Here is a 16,749-nt window from a genome sequence, read left to right on the forward strand (position 1 = left end):
TCAACTGTTCCTTTTTAAGGACGCCCATATGAACATCTGTTAATGCGGTCGGGGTAAATGCATCTCCAGTGGGCCGGTTGTCGCGCCCCGAATCGGGGTTGTGATCCATGGCTACTTCGCCGCATTTTGCCGCTGCCGCGCCGCTGCCTGACGAAGGCCACACCGCGCGCCTTTCGCCCGCCAATGACGTTCAGGGTGAAACCTGGCTGTCGCCTGAAGACATCAGCGACTCGCTGTCCTCGCAGCGTGGCGATCGCGCCATCCATATCGAATATGTGCTGATCGCCGCCATCTGGCTGGGCAGCATGGGCGCGGGCCTCTATCGCCTGCTGATGTGATGGTTAATATCACCGCAGCTTTTGCGAAAACCGTAAAAGCGGGGTGACGGGTCCATTCGCCTGCGCTAGAACAGCGCGCGAACATGCTGACGACCCTATCCATCCGCAACATCGTGCTGATCGAGGCGCTTGACCTCGATTTCCACGCTGGCCTGGGCGTGCTGACCGGTGAGACCGGGGCGGGCAAATCGATCCTGCTCGATGCGCTGGGGCTGGTGCTGGGCGCGCGCGCCGATCTGGGCCTGATCCGCGCGGGCGAAAGCTTGGCCAGCGTGGTCGCCAGCTTCGATGGCGCGCATCTGGCGCAGGGCCTGACCTCCACGCTGAGCGAGGCCGGGGTGGAGATCGAGCCCGGCGAGCCGCTGATCTTGCGCCGCCAGTTGAAACAGGATGGCGGATCGCGCGCCTATATCAACGATTCCCCGGTGAGCGTGGCGCTGCTGCGTGAGATCGCGCCTTTCCTCGTGGAAATCCACGGCCAGCACGATGATCGCGGTCTGGTCAATCCGCGTGGGCACCGCGCCCTGCTGGACCGCTATGTCGGCCATGGCGCCGGGGTGGATGCCGGAGCGGTGGAAACCGCGTGGCGCCGCTGGCGCAAGGCAGAGGATGCGCTGGCCACCGCCCGCGCCAGGCTTGCCAAGGCTTCGGAAGATCGCGATCTGCTGCTGGCCCATGTCGCTGAACTGGCGACGCTGGCTCCCGTCGAGGGCGAGGAGGATGAACTCGCCGCTGCCCGCGCCGATATGCAGAAGGGCGAGCGCCTGTCGGGCGATCTGGCCGAATTGTCGCACCTCTTCACCGGCTCGGACAGCGCTTTGGCGCAGCTGCGTGCTGCCTCCCGCCGCCTCGACCGCATCGCTGGCGAACATGAGTTGCTGGGCGAGGCCCTGGAAGCGCTCGACCGCGCCATGATCGAGGCGGGCGAGGCCGAGGAACGCATCGAACGCGCGGTGGAAGCGCTGGCCCATGATCCCATGGCCCTCGACCGCATCGAAACCCGCCTCTTCGACCTGCGCGCCGCCGCCCGCAAGCACGCCTGCGCGGTGGATGACCTGCCCGGCAAGATGCGCGACATGCGTGAGGAACTCGAAGCCATCGAGGCGGGCGAGGAAGGCCTCGCCGCGCTGGAAAAGGCCGCTCACGAAGGCGGTCTGGAATATCGCGCGCTGGCTGAAGCGCTGAGTGTCGCCCGCGTGGAAGCTGCCGCGAAACTGGATGTGGCGGTAAAGGGCGAACTGGCTCCGCTGAAGCTGGATGCTGCCCGTTTCCGCACCGCCGTCCTACGCCTGCCCGAGGAACGCTGGGGTTCTGGCGGCGTCGATGCGGTGGAGTTCATGATCGCCACCAATCCCGGCGCTGATTTCGCGCCGCTGGCCAAGATCGCCTCGGGCGGTGAGCTGTCGCGCTTTATCCTCGCTCTGAAGGTTGCGCTGGCCGAGGAAGGCGGCGCGGCCACGGTCATTTTCGACGAAATCGACCGCGGTGTCGGCGGCGCAGTGGCTCAGGCCATTGGCGAGCGTCTGGCGCGTCTGGCCGGCGGGCAGGGCGGGGGGCAGTTGCTCGCCGTTACGCATAGTCCGCAGGTGGCTGCGCGGGGGGGGCAGCACTATTTTATCGCCAAATCCAGCGATGGAACTGTCACGCGCACCGGCGTCCAGCAGCTGGATGAGGATGGGCGGCGGCATGAGATCGCACGTATGCTATCCGGCGCGGAGATTACGCCGGAGGCAAGGGCTCAGGCGGAGAGGTTGCTGGAAGGGGTTTAAGAAGGACAATGCGAGGGTGTTACACCCTCGCGCTCCCGGAACGTCTCCCGACGAAAGGGCAATGGTGCCCCTATCGTGGTGCCCGGCCTCTCCACCTGCGCAATCTTTAGCGCCGCAGGCAATTATCCCTCAGAACCAAAGGCTGACCTGCGAATTTTAAAGCCTGCGGCGCTCTGAACCCGTGCCTGCCCGATAGTCAGGGCGCAACGAAGACAGTAATGGGAGCGCGAGGGGGTAACCCCCTCGCATTGTCCTTTTCTCTTAAAGGTCCTTCATGTCCCCTTTGGATCGCCCCATCTGGTCCGCCTTCAACGGCCCGCAAGCTGCACTGGCGCAATGGAACTCCGCGAAGACGGCGCTGCGCATCGACCCCGGCTATGGCCCTTTCGTCGCCGCTGCGCCGGGTGAAGAGCATGCCCTGATCGATCTTCTGACGAGTGATGAGGATCAGATCCTGGTTGTGGAGCCGGAGGGTTTTACCCCGCCGCCCGGGCTGCAGGTGGTCAAGCAGGGCATGCTGATGCAGATGGTGGCGCAGGGCGCTCCGCCTGCTTTCGATCCGGAGGGGATCGCGCTTCTGGGCGAGGACGACGTGGCGGATATGGGGGCTCTGGCGCTGGCCAATCAGCCGGGGCCGTGGGCCGGCAGGACGCATCTTTACGGCGATTATTTCGGTATTCGTCATGACAGCCGCGTCGTCGCCATGGCGGGGGAACGGATGCGCCCGGCGGCAGGATTCGCGGAGGTCAGCGGAGTGTGTACCGATCCGGCGTTTCGCGGGCGCGGTTATGCGGCCAAGCTGATCGGGCGCGTGATGGCGGGGTTCGCGGCGCGTGGCGATGCGGCTTTTCTGCACAGTTGGGCGAATAATGCCGGAGCGATTGCGCTTTATGAACAGTTGGGTTTCACTCAGCGTATAAGGCTGGTGGCGATGGCGCTGCGGCGCGGCTAAGGGGCAGCTATGAGTGACCCGCAAGACCTTTCCAGCCTGAACGATGCCGACGCCGCCAATGAGCTGATGCGACTGGCCCGCCAGATCAACCGCGCCCGCCAGAAATACCATCTGGATGACGCTCCCGAGATCGAGGATGCGGCCTATGACGCGCTGATCCGCCGCAATGAGGCGCTGGAGGCAGCGTTTCCGCATCTGAAACGCGCCGATTCGCCCACGGATAAGGTCGGCTTCGAGGTGGCGGCTTCTCCGCTCTCCAAGGTCACGCATGATGTGCGGATGATGAGCCTGGACAACGCCTTTTCCGATGAGGAATTGGCCGAGTTCGTGGCGCGCGTCCGCCGTTTTCTGGCGCTGCCGGAGGATGCCGCCGTGCCGATGACGGCGGAGCCCAAGATCGACGGCCTGTCCTGCTCGCTGCGCTATGAAAAGGGCGTGCTGGTGCGCGCCGCCACGCGCGGCGACGGTCAGGTGGGCGAGGATGTGACGCCGAATGTGGCGCATATCCCCGATATTCCGCAGCAGCTGCGCGGCGATAACGTGCCCGACCTCTTCGAGGTGCGCGGCGAGGTCTATATGGAAAAGGCCGCCTTCGCCGCCCTGAACACCGCGCAGGAGGAGAAGGGCGAGAAGGTCTTCGCCAATCCGCGCAATGCTGCCGCCGGATCGCTGCGCCAGAAGGATGCGAAGGTCACAGCCAGCCGTCCGCTGCGCTTCTACGCCCATGGCTGGGGCGCCCATTCCGGCCTGCCCGCCGCCACGCAGGGCGGCGTGATGGAAGCCATCGCGGGCTGGGGCTTCGACACCGCTCTGGAGGAATGGCACCCGCGCGATCTGGATGGTGCGGTCAGCTATTACAACGATCTGTCCAAGCGCCGTGCAGGCCTGCCCTATGAAATCGACGGCGTGGTCTACAAGGTCGACTCGCTGGAATGGCAGGCGCGTCTGGGCTTCGTCGCCAAGGCGCCGCGCTGGGCCATCGCCCGCAAGTTCCCTGCCGAGCGCGCCGAAACCACGCTGGAAGCCATCGACATTCAGGTTGGCCGCACCGGCAAGCTGACTCCGGTGGGCCGTCTGGCGCCGGTGCTGGTGGGCGGGGTGACCGTCACCAATGTCACGCTGCACAACCGCGACGAGATCGGGCGCCTTGGCGTGCGTGTGGGCGACCGCGTGGTGCTGCAGCGCGCGGGCGATGTGATCCCGCAGGTGGTGGAGAACGTCACCCGCGATGAAGACCGCGAACCCTTCCACTTCCCCGACCACTGCCCCGAATGCGGCAGCGAGGCCGTCGCCGAAGAGGGCGAGGTCGATGTGCGTTGCACGGGCGGCCTGATCTGCCCGGCCCAGCGTACCGAAAGGCTCAAGCATTTTGTGAGCCGTGGCGCGTTAGACATTGAAGGTCTTGGAGAAAAGACCATCGATGAGTTCTTCGGCCTTGGCTGGCTGGAAAGCCCCGCAGACATTTTCCGCCTGAAGGCGCGCCGCGACGAGATCGTCGGGCGGCCCGGATGGCAGGATAAGTCTGTGGATAACTTGTTGAAAGCCATCGAGGCCAAGCGTCAGCCCGATGCTGCGCGGCTGCTGTTCGGCCTTGGCATCCGCCATGTCGGCGTGGTGACGGCGCGTGATCTGCTCAAGCGCTTTGTCACGCTGGACGGCCTGCGCCGCAAGATCGAGGTCCTCTCCCGCCACCGCGACGAGAAAGAGGCCAGCTATCACGCCGAACTGACCGGCGACGATGGCGAGGATATCAAGACCCCCGATCAGATCCGTTTCGCCCGCAAGCTGGCCAATGAGATGGCCGCGCAAATCGGCGTTCCCGGCGTCGGCCCCGAGGTGACGGTGGGACTGATCGACTTCTTCCACGAGATGCACAATGTTGACGTGTGGGAAGACCTGATGAACGAGGTCAGCCCGCCCGACTATATCGTGGAAACCATGGCCAGCGAGGTCGCGGGCAAGACCGTGGTCTTCACCGGCAAGCTGGAAACCATGAGCCGCGACGAGGCCAAGGCTCAGGCCGAGAGGCTGGGCGCGCGCTCGGCAGGCTCGGTCAGCGCCAAGACCGATCTGGTGGTGGCGGGGCCGGGCGCAGGTTCGAAGCTGAAGCAGGCCGCCGCCCTCAACATCCCGGTGATCGATGAGGCTGAATGGGCGCAGATCGTTGCGCGTGCGGGATAAATTCTTCTCGCAACCGATACTGTAATTCCCTCTTGGGGCGCCGTGCCGATTGGATTAGCCATAGCGCCGCGACGCTCTCGCTTCGATGGCGTCCCGAGGGAGAGTGCGATGATGAGCAAGTCTGTTTGGCGCGCCGGGGCTATGACTTTGGCGCTGAGTGTCGGCGTGCTGGGGGCCGGGTTCGCCACGGCCAAGCCGACCCATGTGGCAGGCGCATCGCCCGCCATCGCCGCCGCTCTGGCCGACAAGGCGCGCCCCGAAACGGACACCTCGCGCGATGAGGCCCGCAAGCCCGGCGCGCTGCTTGCCTTCGCCCGCGTCCACCCCGGTGAGAAGGTGGGCGAGTTGCTGCCCGGCGGCGGTTACTTCACGCGGCTGATCTCCAGGATCGTCGGCGAAAAGGGCGCGGTCTATTCGTGGATTCCGGGTGAAGGCCCCACGCGAGGCACCGCAAACTTCAAGGTCGTGCCGGATGTGAACTACACCAATGTCTCGCTGGTGCGCGGCCCGGCCTTCTCGGCGCCCGAGAAGCTGGATCTGGTGTGGACCAGCCAGAACTATCACGACCTTCACCACCACGGCGGCAATGCCGAGGCCACCAATGCCGCCGCTTTCGAGGCTCTGAAGCCCGGCGGCTATTATTTCGTCACCGATCACGCCGGAGCCAAGGGTACGGGTGACAGCCAGACCGATGCGCTGCATCGCATCGATCCCGAACTGGTGAAGAGCGAAGTCGCCAAGGCCGGGTTCAAGCTGGTGGGGGAGAGCAAGGCTCTGGCCAATGCTTCCGACGATCACACCGTCAGCGTGTTCAAGATCCACGACAAGACGGATCAGTTCGTGTTTCTGTTTCAGAAGCCCAAGGGGAAGTAAGCTAAGGAGGATAAGTGCGAGGGGGTTACCCCCTCGCGCTCCTATGACGTCTTCCGACGCTAGGGCAGTGGCGCCGAAATGGAGCGCCCAGCCTCTCCACCTGCGCAGCGCTAGGCGCCGCAGGCAATCGACATTTTTCATACGATGGGGGGGCGCTGGCAAATTTAAAGCCTGCGGCCCTCAGAATCCGCGCCTGCCTGTCAGCTTGGGCGCAACGTAGACACTAAAGGGAGCGCGAGGGTGTAACACCCTCGCATTTCCTCTTCCTTCTTAACCCCTTATCCCCACTTTTTCGCCCAATCCGGCAACTGCCCCGGACGGCTCGCCCGCACGCGCACATCGTTCCGCTTGCGCAGCCACAGCACAGACCAATCGCCATGCACCGCCCGTCGCGCGATCCGCAGCCCGGCGCGACGGCAGGCGGCGCGCACCTGCTCCTCCTGCGTGGAGAGCAGCCCGGCCAGCAGCAGCGATCCGCCCGGCACCAGCGCCTTGGCGAAATCGGGCGCCAGCTCGATCAGCGGCCCGGCGAGGATGTTGGCGATCAGCAGATCATAGGGCCCGCGCGATTGCAGGACGGGATCGTCCATACCGTCGGCGATCAGCATGGTGAGCTGGCCGGCGCCGGCGCCCGGCGCGATGTCGTTGATCTCGATGTTATGCTCGACCACGCCGAGGCAGGCGGCATCGATGTCCGAGGCGGTGGCCAGAGCGCGGGGCCACAGATGCAGGCCCGCGAAGGCCAGCAAGCCGGTGCCGGTGCCGATATCGGCCAGATTGCGGACCACCAGACCCTCGGCCTTCATCAGGCTGAGCATGGTCAGGCATCCGGCGGTGGTGGCGTGGTGGCCGGTGCCGAAGGCGCGGCTGGCGGGGATGGTGAAGGCGCGGATGCCTTCGGGGGGCTCCACGGGAAAATCAGGCGTATGGACGATAAAGCGCCCGGCGTGGATCGGTTCGAGGCCGGATTGGGAGAGGGTGATCCAGTCCTGATCGGGCAGGCGTTCCTCATTCATCTTCGGGGCCTTGCCCTTGCCGTCTTCGCCGGCGAACAGGGCCTTGATCGCGCTGCGGTCGGCGGCAGTGGGCTGGCGGGGCAGGAAGACGTCCATGCGCCAGTCTTCGGGCTTGTCGTCGGCGATCTCGCAGCCGGAGAGGATGACCGTTTCATCCCAGTCCCAGGCATCTTCATGGGCGATCAGCGCGGCTTCGATCTGCCAGCGCGGGCCGAAGAGGGTGATCTGCCAGCTTTGCTCCTCGGCTTCATCGGCGGGAGGTGTGACGGGGTTCTGGGATGCGGGTTTACGGGCCATGCGCGCGGCATAGCGTCAGTGTCCGGCCTCGCCAAGGGGCAGTCCGCGCATGAGCGCTATGGGGCAGCAGCGCATGCGTATGGCAAGAAGCTGAACGGCAGATGGTCGTAAGGCCTTTCTGACGCTTGCATGGTGTCGCGTTTTGGCTATGGGAAATATTCACGCGGGGCATGACCCCGCAATGCAGCAACGTGAATGCAGCAAACACAAAGGATTCCACCGATGGCCCAAGGCGCCACTGGCAAAAAGGCACGGCCGCTTTCCCCGCACCTTTCGATCTGGCGCTGGGGCCCGGCGATGTTCACCTCGATCATGCACCGCGTGTCGGGCAATGGTCTGGCCGTGGTGGGGCTGGGTGCCCTGCTGTGCTGGCTGGGCACGCTGGCCGCCGGTCCTGAGGCTTATGCCAAATATGCCGCCTTCGCGGTGAGCCCGCTGGGCCGCATCGTCTTTGTGGGCATCAGCTGGGCCTATTTCAACCATCTGTGCTCGGGCCTGCGCCACCTGCTGATGGACATCGGCGGCGGTTTCGAGGTGAAGACCAACAACATGTGGTCGATCCTGACGCATGTGTTCGGCGTGCTGCTCACCGTGGTCTTCTGGGCCATCCTGCTGCTGCGCTGAGGGAGATAGACGATGGGTAACGGAACCTCGATCGGCCGCGTTCGCGGGCTGGGCTCGGCGCATTCGGGCGCGCATCACTGGATCGTGCAGCGCGTCTCGGCCATCGGCAATCTGGTGCTGACGGCATGGTTCGCCGTCTCGCTGCTGCTGATGCCCAATTTCAACTACATCACCGTGCATGACTGGATTGTCAGCCCGGTGTCGGCGGTGGCGCTGTCGCTGCTGATCATTTCTGTGTTCTGGCATGTGCGCCTGGGCATGCAGGTCCTGATCGAGGACTATCTGCATGAAGCCGGCACGAAGTTCGTTGCGCTGGCCGCGCTGAACCTCGTGGTCTTCGGCGCCGCCTTCTACGGCGTGTTCACCATCGCCCGCCTCGCTCTGGGAGCTGCTTGAGATGTCCGCCCCTTCCTACAAGATCATCGACCATATCTATGACACCGTGGTGGTGGGCGCGGGCGGTTCGGGCCTGCGCGCCACGATGGGTGCTGCCGAAGCTGGTCTGAAGACCGCCTGCATCACCAAGGTGTTCCCCACCCGCAGCCACACCGTGGCGGCGCAGGGCGGCATCGCGGCTTCGCTGTGCAACAACACGCCCGACCACTGGACCTGGCACATGTACGACACCGTCAAGGGGTCGGACTGGCTGGGCGACCAGGACGCTATCGAGTACATGGTGCGCGAGGCGCCTGCCGCCGTTTACGAGCTGGAGCACGCTGGCGTGCCCTTCAGCCGCAACGCCGACGGCACGATCTATCAGCGCCCCTTCGGCGGCCACATGCAGAACATGGGCGAAGGCCCGCCGGTGCAGCGCACCTGCGCCGCTGCCGACCGTACCGGTCACGCCATGCTTCACGCGCTGTATCAGCAGTCGCTCAAGTATGACGCCGACTTCTTCATCGAATATTTCGCCATCGACCTCATCATGGACAATGGCAAATGCGTCGGCGTGATCGCGCTGTGCATGGATGACGGCACGATCCACCGCTTCCGCTCGCAGGCCGTGGTGCTGGCGACCGGCGGCTATGGCCGTTCCTATTACACCGCCACCTCGGCCCATACCTGCACCGGCGACGGCGGCGGCATGGTGCTGCGCGCCGGCCTGCCCCTGCAGGACATGGAATTCGTGCAGTTCCACCCCACCGGCATCTACGGCGCGGGCGTGCTGATCACCGAGGGCGCGCGCGGCGAGGGCGGTTACCTCACCAACTCGCAGGGCGAGCGCTTCATGGAGCGTTATGCTCCCTCGGCGAAGGATCTGGCCTCGCGTGACGTGGTCAGCCGTTCGATGGCGCTGGAAATCCGCGAAGGCCGCGGCGTGGGCCCCCATGCCGACCACATCTACCTGCACCTCGATCACATCGATCCCAAGGTGCTGGCCGAGCGTCTGCCGGGCATCACCGAGAGCGGCAAGATCTTCGCCGGTGTCGACCTGACCCGCCAGCCGCTGCCTGTGGTGCCCACCGTGCACTACAACATGGGCGGTATTCCCTGTAACTATCACGGCGAAGTCGTGACCATCGGCCCGGATGGCAATCCGGATCACGTGGTCCCCGGCCTGTTCGCCGTGGGCGAGGCGGCCTGCGTTTCGGTGCATGGCGCCAACCGTCTGGGTTCGAACTCGCTGATCGATCTGGTCGTCTTCGGGCGCGCCACCGGCCACCGTCTGAAGGAAATCGTGAAGCCGGGCGCTGCCCAGCCCGAACTGCCCAAGGACTCGGCCGATCTGGCGCTGGGCCGTCTGGACCACTTCCGAAACGCCAATGGCGGCAGCTCGACGGCGGAAATCCGCACCGAGATGCAGCGCGCCATGTCGCAGCACGCCGCCGTGTTCCGCACCGACGAGCTGATGGCCGAAGGCAAGCACAAGCTGGCCGACACCTATGCCCGCATGAAGGACATCAAGGTGACCGACCGCTCGCTGATCTGGAACAGCGATCTGGTCGAGACGCTGGAGCTGGACAACCTCATCAGCCAGGCCTCGGTCACGCTGCATGGCGCCCATGCCCGCAAGGAAAGCCGCGGCGCCCATGCGCATGAGGACTTCCCCGATCGCAACGATGCCGAGTGGATGAAGCACACCGTCGCCTGGTTCGACGGTTGGGGCGGCAATGGCGGCGGCGTGAAGCTGGACTACCGTCCGGTCCACGAATACACGCTGACCGACGATGTCAGCTACATCAAGCCGAAGAAGCGCGTGTACTGATCGCTTCTAACGCGGCTTAAAAAAGGGGCTGGAAGGCGCAGGCTTTCCGGCCCTTTTTGTTGCGCGCCTGTTGCTGGCTGACGATGCTGTGTATCACTTGCAGGATGGGCAGGAAGCATCTTGCCGGGCGGCTCGGTTTGTGATGCTTTACATGCCGATGAATCGGGTCACGTCGGCGACGAATCGAAACCTGCGGGCAAGCCGTAAATACCTGTCCATCATGGCGATGTTGTGCGCCATGATCGGGCAGCCGTTGGCGGCTGCCTCGTCGCATCGTGATTCCGGGCTGGAACAGCAATTGCTGGCCAGCATCACCCAGCTTGCCAGCGATGACTTCGCCGGGCGCGAGCCGGGCACCGAGGGCGAGAAGAAAACCCTGCGTTATCTGGCCCGGCAGTGGTTCGATATCGGGCTGGTCTCGGGCACCAATGATCCGGCGCATCCCTGGTTTCAGCCCGTGACGCTGGTGGGGCGCGAGCCCGTGGGATCGCATGCCGATTTCGCGCGGCGCGGGCGCCCGGTGCTGCTTGCGCCTGACGCTGTGCGGGTGATGACCTTCGGGCGGCGCGGCATGGTGCGCAATGCGCCTTTCTATTTCGTGGGGCGGATGTCGGGCGATCTGCCCTCTCGCACCGAACTGGCGGGCCGCGTGGCGGTGATCTTCGACAAGCCCGCGCCGCGTGTGGGCGGCGATGTGCTGCCGCTTGCGGTGCGCCAGAACGCTTTGCTGGAAGGCGGCGCGGCGGCGGTTCTGACTGTGCTGGACAGCTATCGCACCCTGGCTTCGGTGAGTGAGCGGCGGCGGCATCAGGGCTTCGCTCTGGCTGATGACGCGCCCGAGGGCGATCTGGAAGCCTATATCACCATGGAAGGCATGGCGCGGCTGCTGGGCGGGCGCGAGGCGCTTGATGCGCTGTCCAACGAGGCCAACCGTCCGGATTTCGCCCCGCATCTGCTCGATCTGACCGCCAATTTTGAGGCGACCACCCGCCAGACCACCATTCGCACGCATAATGTGATCGGTCGCATACCGGGCCGCCACCCTGAGGAAGGCGCGGTGCTGCTGCTGGCACATTGGGACCATTTCGGCACCTGCGGCACGGGCAGGCCCGGAGAGCCGGGGCATGAGCATCTGATCTGCAATGGCGCCATCGACAATGCCAGCGGCATCGCGGGCCTGACCGAGATCGCGCGTAGATTAGCGCATAATCAGACCGGCCCGCTCGATCGTGACGTCTATATTCTGGCCACCACCGCCGAGGAAATGGGCCTGCTGGGTGCCGAGGCCTTTGCCGAAAGCCCGCCGCTGCCGCTGGGCAAGATCGTGGCGGCTTTCAACCTCGATTCCATCGCCATCGCGCCTGCGGGCGGGCCGTTGGGCGTGGTGGGGGCGGGGATGACGCGGCTTGATTCCGGCATCTCAACCGTGGCGCAGGAGCAGCACCGCAAGATCGCCAATTCGGACTGGCCCAACACCTTCCTCAAGCGGCAGGATGGCTGGGCGCTGATCAGCCATGATATTCCCGCCGTGATGGTCACCTCCGCCTATGGCGACAAGCCGCGCTTCCAGCATTATCTGGAAACCGACTATCACCGCCCCGGCGATGTGGTGAAGCCCGGGCTGGAACTGGGCGGCGCTGCCGAGGATGTGTGGTTCCATGTGGCGCTGGTGCATTATTTCGCCGATCCGCGCCGCTGGACGGCGGCGGTCTCCACGGCGGAGCGCTGAAAATCTTCACGTAAATTCTTGTCATTGGCTCGCCGTTCATTGACGGTTCGCCCGCCGCGCAATAGTTTCCGCACCGCGCCCGGCTTTGTGCTTCGCGCAACTTGTCTCTTGAGGAGGGATGACATGAAGAAACTGATTATGCCTCTGGCCTTGCTTGCCGTTCTCGCCGTTCCCGTCACGGCTGAAGCGGCCACCTGCCGCAATGCCAAGGGTCAGTTCGCCAAGTGCGGCACGCCCGGCGCCAAGCCCGACGGTGCTGCCAAGGCTGCTCCCGCGATGAAGGCGGCTCCCGCCATGAAGGCCGCGCCTGCCATGACCGCCGCTCCGGCGATGAAGCCCATGGCCAAGGCCGAGCCTGCTGCCGCCCCCGCCAAGAAGAAGGGGCCTTGCAAGGATTCCAAGGGCAAGTTCGTGAAGTGCTGATCGGCGCCTGACGATCTGAACTCAAAAAGAAACCGGCGGGGGCTGCGATAACGCCCCCGCCGGTTTTCTTTTGCCTGCTTGAGGGAGCATGGCGAACCACGCTCCCTTGCCAGAGCTTACTTCTCCGCGCGCGCGGCCTTGGGCGCGAAGAGATTGCCGAAGAAGTCACCCTTGTACCACAGCGGCGGCGTGTCCGAATCCGCCATGGCGCTGGTGATGCGCCAGTTGGCCTCGGCAAAGCGGGCGCCCGCGCGCCAGTTGATGGGCTGCGACAGGTCGTCGCCCGGCTTGTGGTAGGTGGTCTTCATGAACTGCGTCCACTGCGCCGCGCCGCCATTGCCATAGCCGGTGGCCAGGAACACGGCGGGCACGCCCTGCTTCACGAACATATAGTGGTCCGAGCGGACGAAGATGTTCTCGGTCGGCATGGGATCGGGGCTGAGCGAAAGCTGCATCGCCTTGCCCGAATTGGCCACGATCTTGCCCAGCGTGGAGTGATCCGCGCCGAAAGCCACCAGATCGGTGAAGGGATAGAGCAGCACCGGCATGTCGAGATCGACATTGCCGACGATCTTCTCGACCGGCACGGCAGGGTGGCGGGCGAAGAAATCGGCGCCCAGCAGGCCCTTTTCCTCGCCGGTGGAGACCAGGAAGATTACGCTGCGGCGCGGGCCCTTACCGGCCTTGGCCTCCTGCGCCATCACATGGGCGACTTCCAGCAGCGTGGAGGTGCCCGCCGCATTGTCCAGCGCGCCATTGTAGATGCGGTCCTTGTCAGCCGGTTCACCGGGCTTGGGGGCATCGACGCCGAGGTGGTCGAGATGGCCCGAGAGCACCACATACTGGTCTTTCAGAGCCGGATCGCTGCCGGGGATCATACCCGCGACATTGGGGCTGGTGACGCGGGTCGAGGCGAAGTTGCCATAGATGCGCGCGCTGCCCTTCAGCGCGAAACCCTTCACCGCGACCGGCTTGCCCGAAACCCACGGCTTGTCGGCCAGCGTGCGGATCTGCGTCAGCGACTGGGGCGCACCGGCCAGCAGGGCGTTGGCGGCATCGTCGTCCAGCGAGGCGCTGGCGCGGATGCCGGTGGCATTGTCATGCGCCTTGCCGGCGTTGGGGCCATTGGTGTCGACCCAGTTGAAGCGCGGGGTGCCGGCGTATTGCAGGCTGCGCTCCCACGGGCGGACCTTGAGCGAGGCATTGGTGCCGATGGTGATGATGCCGATGGCGCCATGGGCGGCGGCGGCTTCACCCTTGGTGGCGCCGATATGCGCGGCTTCTTCGGAAGGGAGCCCGCTGGGGAAGCCCGAGAGCATCACCACGATCTTGCCCTTCACATCCAGCCCCTTGTAATCGTCGAGACCGTATTGCGCGTTCTCAAGGCCATAGCCCACGAAGACCAGCGGGGCCGAGACGTCCAGCTTGCTCTCGGTGACCGAGATGCCGACCAGAGCGTCCTTGCCCTGAGCGAAGGTCACAGCCTTGCCGTTGGCACCGGTGAAGTCCACGCCAGAGGCGCCATCGGCGCGGGTGGTCTTCTGGAAGGTGATGCGCTGCAGCCAGCTGCGTCCCGTTTCGCTCTGGTCGCCCATCGGCGTCAGGCCAAGGCCGGTGAAGCGCGAGGCGACATAGCGTGCGGCGATCTCATGGCCCTGGCTGCCCGTGTCGCGGCCCAGCAGCAGATCGTCGGCGAAGAAGGTGACATCGGCCTGAATGCGCGCGGGCGAGAAGCGCGGGTCGAGGGGCAGGGCGGCCTCGGCGATGGTCGGGCCGGCCATGGAGACGGGGGCTTCCTTGGCCGGGGCCTGCGGGCCCATGCCCAGCGTCATGCCCGCGATGTCGAGCGCGTCATCATCCTCATGCGCGGCGAGCGGCGCGGCCAGCGCCAGCGAGGCAACAGACATCAGCGCCAGAGGGCGCAGGGCAGAACGAAACTTGGTCATAACTGGAGGCGGCTCCCAAAACTGTTCGGCGCGCTTTAGAATCCTTGCGCGTGTGGGCAGCTTTATTACGAGTGTTGCGCCGAACGGCAAGAGGCTCCGCGCCAGCGACGGGTTGTACTCACTTGGGGGATTTGACGTATCTCGCCTCCACAGCACACCCTGTGGCAAACGCGCATCAAAAGCATATCCACGATCAGACAAATCGCCCTTTAAGGCTTGCTCGCCCGTGGCGCATCGCCCACATTAAGCACACGATGCTACGCCAATACGAACTTGTCGAAAGAGTGCTTTCCTACGCCCCGGACGCGGACGAGGCGATGTTGAACCGCGCCTATGTGTACACCGTGCAGAAGCATGGCAGCCAGAAGCGCGCCAGCGGTGACCCCTATTTCAGCCATCCGGTCGAGGTGGCGGGGCTGATGACCGAGCTGAAGCTCGATGTCGAAACGATCATCACCGCGCTGCTCCATGATACGGTGGAGGACACGCTGGCCACCGTCGACGAGATCGAGAAGCTGTTCGGGCCCAATGTGGCGCGGCTTGTCGATGGCGTGACCAAGCTCTCCAAGATCGAGGCGATGACCGAGAAGGAGCGCGCGGCGGAAAATCTGCGCAAGTTCCTGCTGGCCATGAGCGAGGATCTGCGCGTGCTGCTGGTGAAGCTGGCGGACCGGCTGCACAACATGCGCACGCTGCATTTCATCAAGAGCGAGGACAAGCGCCGCCGCATCGCCAAGGAAACCATGGAAATCTATGCCCCGCTGGCTGAGCGCGTGGGCATGTATGAATATATGCGCGAGATGCAGCTGCTGGCCTTCCAGCAGCTGGAGCCCGAAGCCTATGAGACCATCACCGGGCGCCTCGCGCAGATTCGCGAGACCGATGGCGGGCAGGTGGATGAGATCGCTCTGGCGATCAGCCAGACGCTGACCTCGGCGGGGGTGAAATGTCAGGTCTGGGGGCGTGAGAAGCACCCCTATTCGATCTGGCGCAAGATGGCCGAGCGCCATGTCTCCTTCGACAGCATCACCGACATCATGGCTTTCCGCGTGCTGGTCGAGAATGTCGAGGATTGCTACCGCGCCATCGGCCTGCTGCACACGACGTGGCAGATGATCCCGGGGCGCTTCAAGGATTACATCTCGACCCCCAAGAGCAACGGCTACAAATCGCTGCACACCTCGATGATCTATGAGAACTCGATGCGCATGGAGGTGCAGATCCGCACCTGGGATATGCATGAGACCAATGAATATGGTCTGGCCGCGCATTGGAGCTACAAGCAGGGCGGGGTGGCGCCGGATGGTCAGGTGGGCTGGCTGCGCGATCTGATCGAGGTGATCGACGACAGCCACGATGCCGAGGAGCTGCTCGAAAACACCAAGATGGCGATCTATCAGGATCGCATCTTCGCCTTCACCCCCAAGGGCGCGCTGCATCAGCTGCCCAAGGGGGCGACGCCGATCGATTTCGCCTATGCCGTGCATACCGATCTGGGCAGCATGGCGGTGGGGGCCAAGATCAATGGCCGCCATGTGCCGATGCGCACCGCGCTGGGCAATGGCGATGTGGTGGAGATCATCAAGAACCGCAGCGCTTCGCCTCAGCTGGCGTGGCTGGGCTTTGCCGTAACGGGCAAGGCGCGCGCCGCCATCCGTCGCGCCGTGCGCGCGAAGGAGCGTTCGGAAATCGCCGCCATCGGTGCGGATCTGTTCGATGAACTGGTCGAACGCCTGCCGACCAAGGTGGGCAAGAAGGCGCGCGGCGAGGCGGTGAAGCGCCTCGGCTTCAAGACCGAGGAAGAGATGCTGGTCGCCATCGGCAGCGCCAAGCTGGACGATGCCGCGGTGATGGAAGCCGTGCTGCCCGGCAGCGCCAAGACTCTGGCCGAAACTGACCAGTGGCCCAAGCAGGAACGCGCCATCTCGATCAAGGGGCTGACCCCGGGTCTGGCCTTCCATCTGGCCGAATGCTGCCACCCGGTGCCGGGCGACCGCATCGTTGGCGTGAAAAAGCCCGGCGTGGGGGTGGAGGTTCACTCCATCGCCTGTGATGTGCTCGCCAGCGGTCAGGATCATGACTGGCTTGATCTCTCGTGGGGCGCGCGCACCACGGGCGCCATCGGGCGCGTGCGCTGTGTGCTTTACAATCGCCCCGGCACGCTGGCCGAGGTGACGGGCATTTTCGCCAGCACCAAGGCCAACATCGTCAGCCTGAAGATGGCCAGCCGTGATGAACTGTTCGGCACCTATGAGGTCGATCTGGATGTGGCCGATCTGGCGCATTTGACGCGGATCGTCTCTTCGCTGCGGGCCAGCGGGTCGGTGGCTCAGGCCGAAAGGCTTTGACCCGCAGCGGGCCGGAAAGCTTTGCGCAACACTCTGCCTCTAGGAAG

Annotated in this window: 13 protein-coding genes; 11 read left to right on the top strand and 2 right to left on the bottom strand. The window is 64.7% G+C overall.

Annotation, left to right across the window (positions count from 1 at the left end):
* The first annotated feature begins 107 nt into the window (after positions 1-107).
* The 5 genes from HGK27_RS06510 to HGK27_RS06530 all read left to right on the top strand — a co-directional run bounded on the left by HGK27_RS06510 (position 108) and on the right by HGK27_RS06530 (position 6,113).
* The gene (locus tag HGK27_RS06510) at positions 108-338 is read left to right on the top strand and encodes a hypothetical protein (protein ID WP_206239726.1); all 231 of its coding nucleotides are present in this window, start codon (positions 108-110) and stop codon (positions 336-338) included.
* A gap of 83 nt (positions 339-421) precedes the next feature.
* Complete coding sequence (gene recN / locus HGK27_RS06515) at positions 422-2,107, top strand: DNA repair protein RecN (RefSeq protein WP_206239727.1); 1,686 nt, start codon at positions 422-424, stop codon at positions 2,105-2,107.
* A gap of 274 nt (positions 2,108-2,381) precedes the next feature.
* Positions 2,382-3,059, top strand: coding sequence for a GNAT family N-acetyltransferase (locus HGK27_RS06520; RefSeq protein WP_206239729.1), 678 nt, complete (start codon positions 2,382-2,384; stop codon positions 3,057-3,059).
* Between the two features lie 9 nt (positions 3,060-3,068).
* Complete coding sequence (ligA, locus tag HGK27_RS06525; protein WP_206239731.1) at positions 3,069-5,240, top strand: NAD-dependent DNA ligase LigA; 2,172 nt, start codon at positions 3,069-3,071, stop codon at positions 5,238-5,240.
* Positions 5,241-5,348: 108 nt separating this feature from the next.
* Positions 5,349-6,113: a class I SAM-dependent methyltransferase gene (locus HGK27_RS06530; RefSeq protein WP_206239733.1), complete on the top strand. Its 765-nt coding sequence runs from the start codon at positions 5,349-5,351 to the stop codon at positions 6,111-6,113.
* Between the two features lie 278 nt (positions 6,114-6,391).
* Here the strand turns inward: HGK27_RS06530 and HGK27_RS06535 are convergent, their stop codons facing one another.
* Positions 6,392-7,426 carry a 50S ribosomal protein L11 methyltransferase gene (locus HGK27_RS06535; protein ID WP_206239735.1) on the bottom strand — a complete coding sequence of 345 codons (1,035 nt, stop codon included), beginning with the start codon at positions 7,424-7,426 and terminating at the stop codon, positions 6,392-6,394.
* 222 nt (positions 7,427-7,648) lie between these two features.
* Between HGK27_RS06535 and sdhC the strand changes: the two genes are divergently transcribed.
* The 5 genes from sdhC to HGK27_RS06560 all read left to right on the top strand — a co-directional run bounded on the left by sdhC (position 7,649) and on the right by HGK27_RS06560 (position 12,408).
* A complete protein-coding gene (gene sdhC / locus HGK27_RS06540; protein WP_206239736.1) occupies positions 7,649-8,050 on the top strand; it encodes a succinate dehydrogenase, cytochrome b556 subunit in 402 nt (133 codons plus the stop codon).
* A gap of 12 nt (positions 8,051-8,062) precedes the next feature.
* Positions 8,063-8,446, top strand: a complete 384-nt coding sequence (gene sdhD / locus HGK27_RS06545) for a succinate dehydrogenase, hydrophobic membrane anchor protein (RefSeq protein WP_068080954.1) — start codon at positions 8,063-8,065, stop codon at positions 8,444-8,446.
* Position 8,447: 1 nt separating this feature from the next.
* Positions 8,448-10,256 carry a succinate dehydrogenase flavoprotein subunit gene (sdhA, locus tag HGK27_RS06550; protein WP_206239738.1) on the top strand — a complete coding sequence of 603 codons (1,809 nt, stop codon included), beginning with the start codon at positions 8,448-8,450 and terminating at the stop codon, positions 10,254-10,256.
* A 238-nt stretch (positions 10,257-10,494) separates the two neighbouring features.
* Entirely contained in the window at positions 10,495-11,985 is a 1,491-nt protein-coding gene (locus HGK27_RS06555; RefSeq protein WP_241126887.1) for a M28 family peptidase, read from the top strand.
* A gap of 123 nt (positions 11,986-12,108) precedes the next feature.
* Complete coding sequence (locus HGK27_RS06560; RefSeq protein WP_206239740.1) at positions 12,109-12,408, top strand: hypothetical protein; 300 nt, start codon at positions 12,109-12,111, stop codon at positions 12,406-12,408.
* A gap of 116 nt (positions 12,409-12,524) precedes the next feature.
* On the opposite strand, the gene HGK27_RS06565 is transcribed toward HGK27_RS06560, so the two are convergent.
* Complete coding sequence (locus HGK27_RS06565; protein WP_407674606.1) at positions 12,525-14,354, bottom strand: M28 family peptidase; 1,830 nt, start codon at positions 14,352-14,354, stop codon at positions 12,525-12,527.
* A 254-nt stretch (positions 14,355-14,608) separates the two neighbouring features.
* Here HGK27_RS06565 and HGK27_RS06570 point away from each other — a divergent pair, with 254 nt between their 5' ends.
* Positions 14,609-16,702 (top strand): RelA/SpoT family protein, encoded by a 2,094-nt coding sequence (locus HGK27_RS06570; RefSeq protein ID WP_206239742.1) that lies wholly within the window; start codon positions 14,609-14,611, stop codon positions 16,700-16,702.
* Positions 16,703-16,749 lie beyond the last annotated feature (47 nt).

Source organism: Novosphingobium terrae, from assembly GCF_017163935.1.
Classification (GTDB): Bacteria; Pseudomonadota; Alphaproteobacteria; order Sphingomonadales; family Sphingomonadaceae; genus Novosphingobium; species Novosphingobium terrae.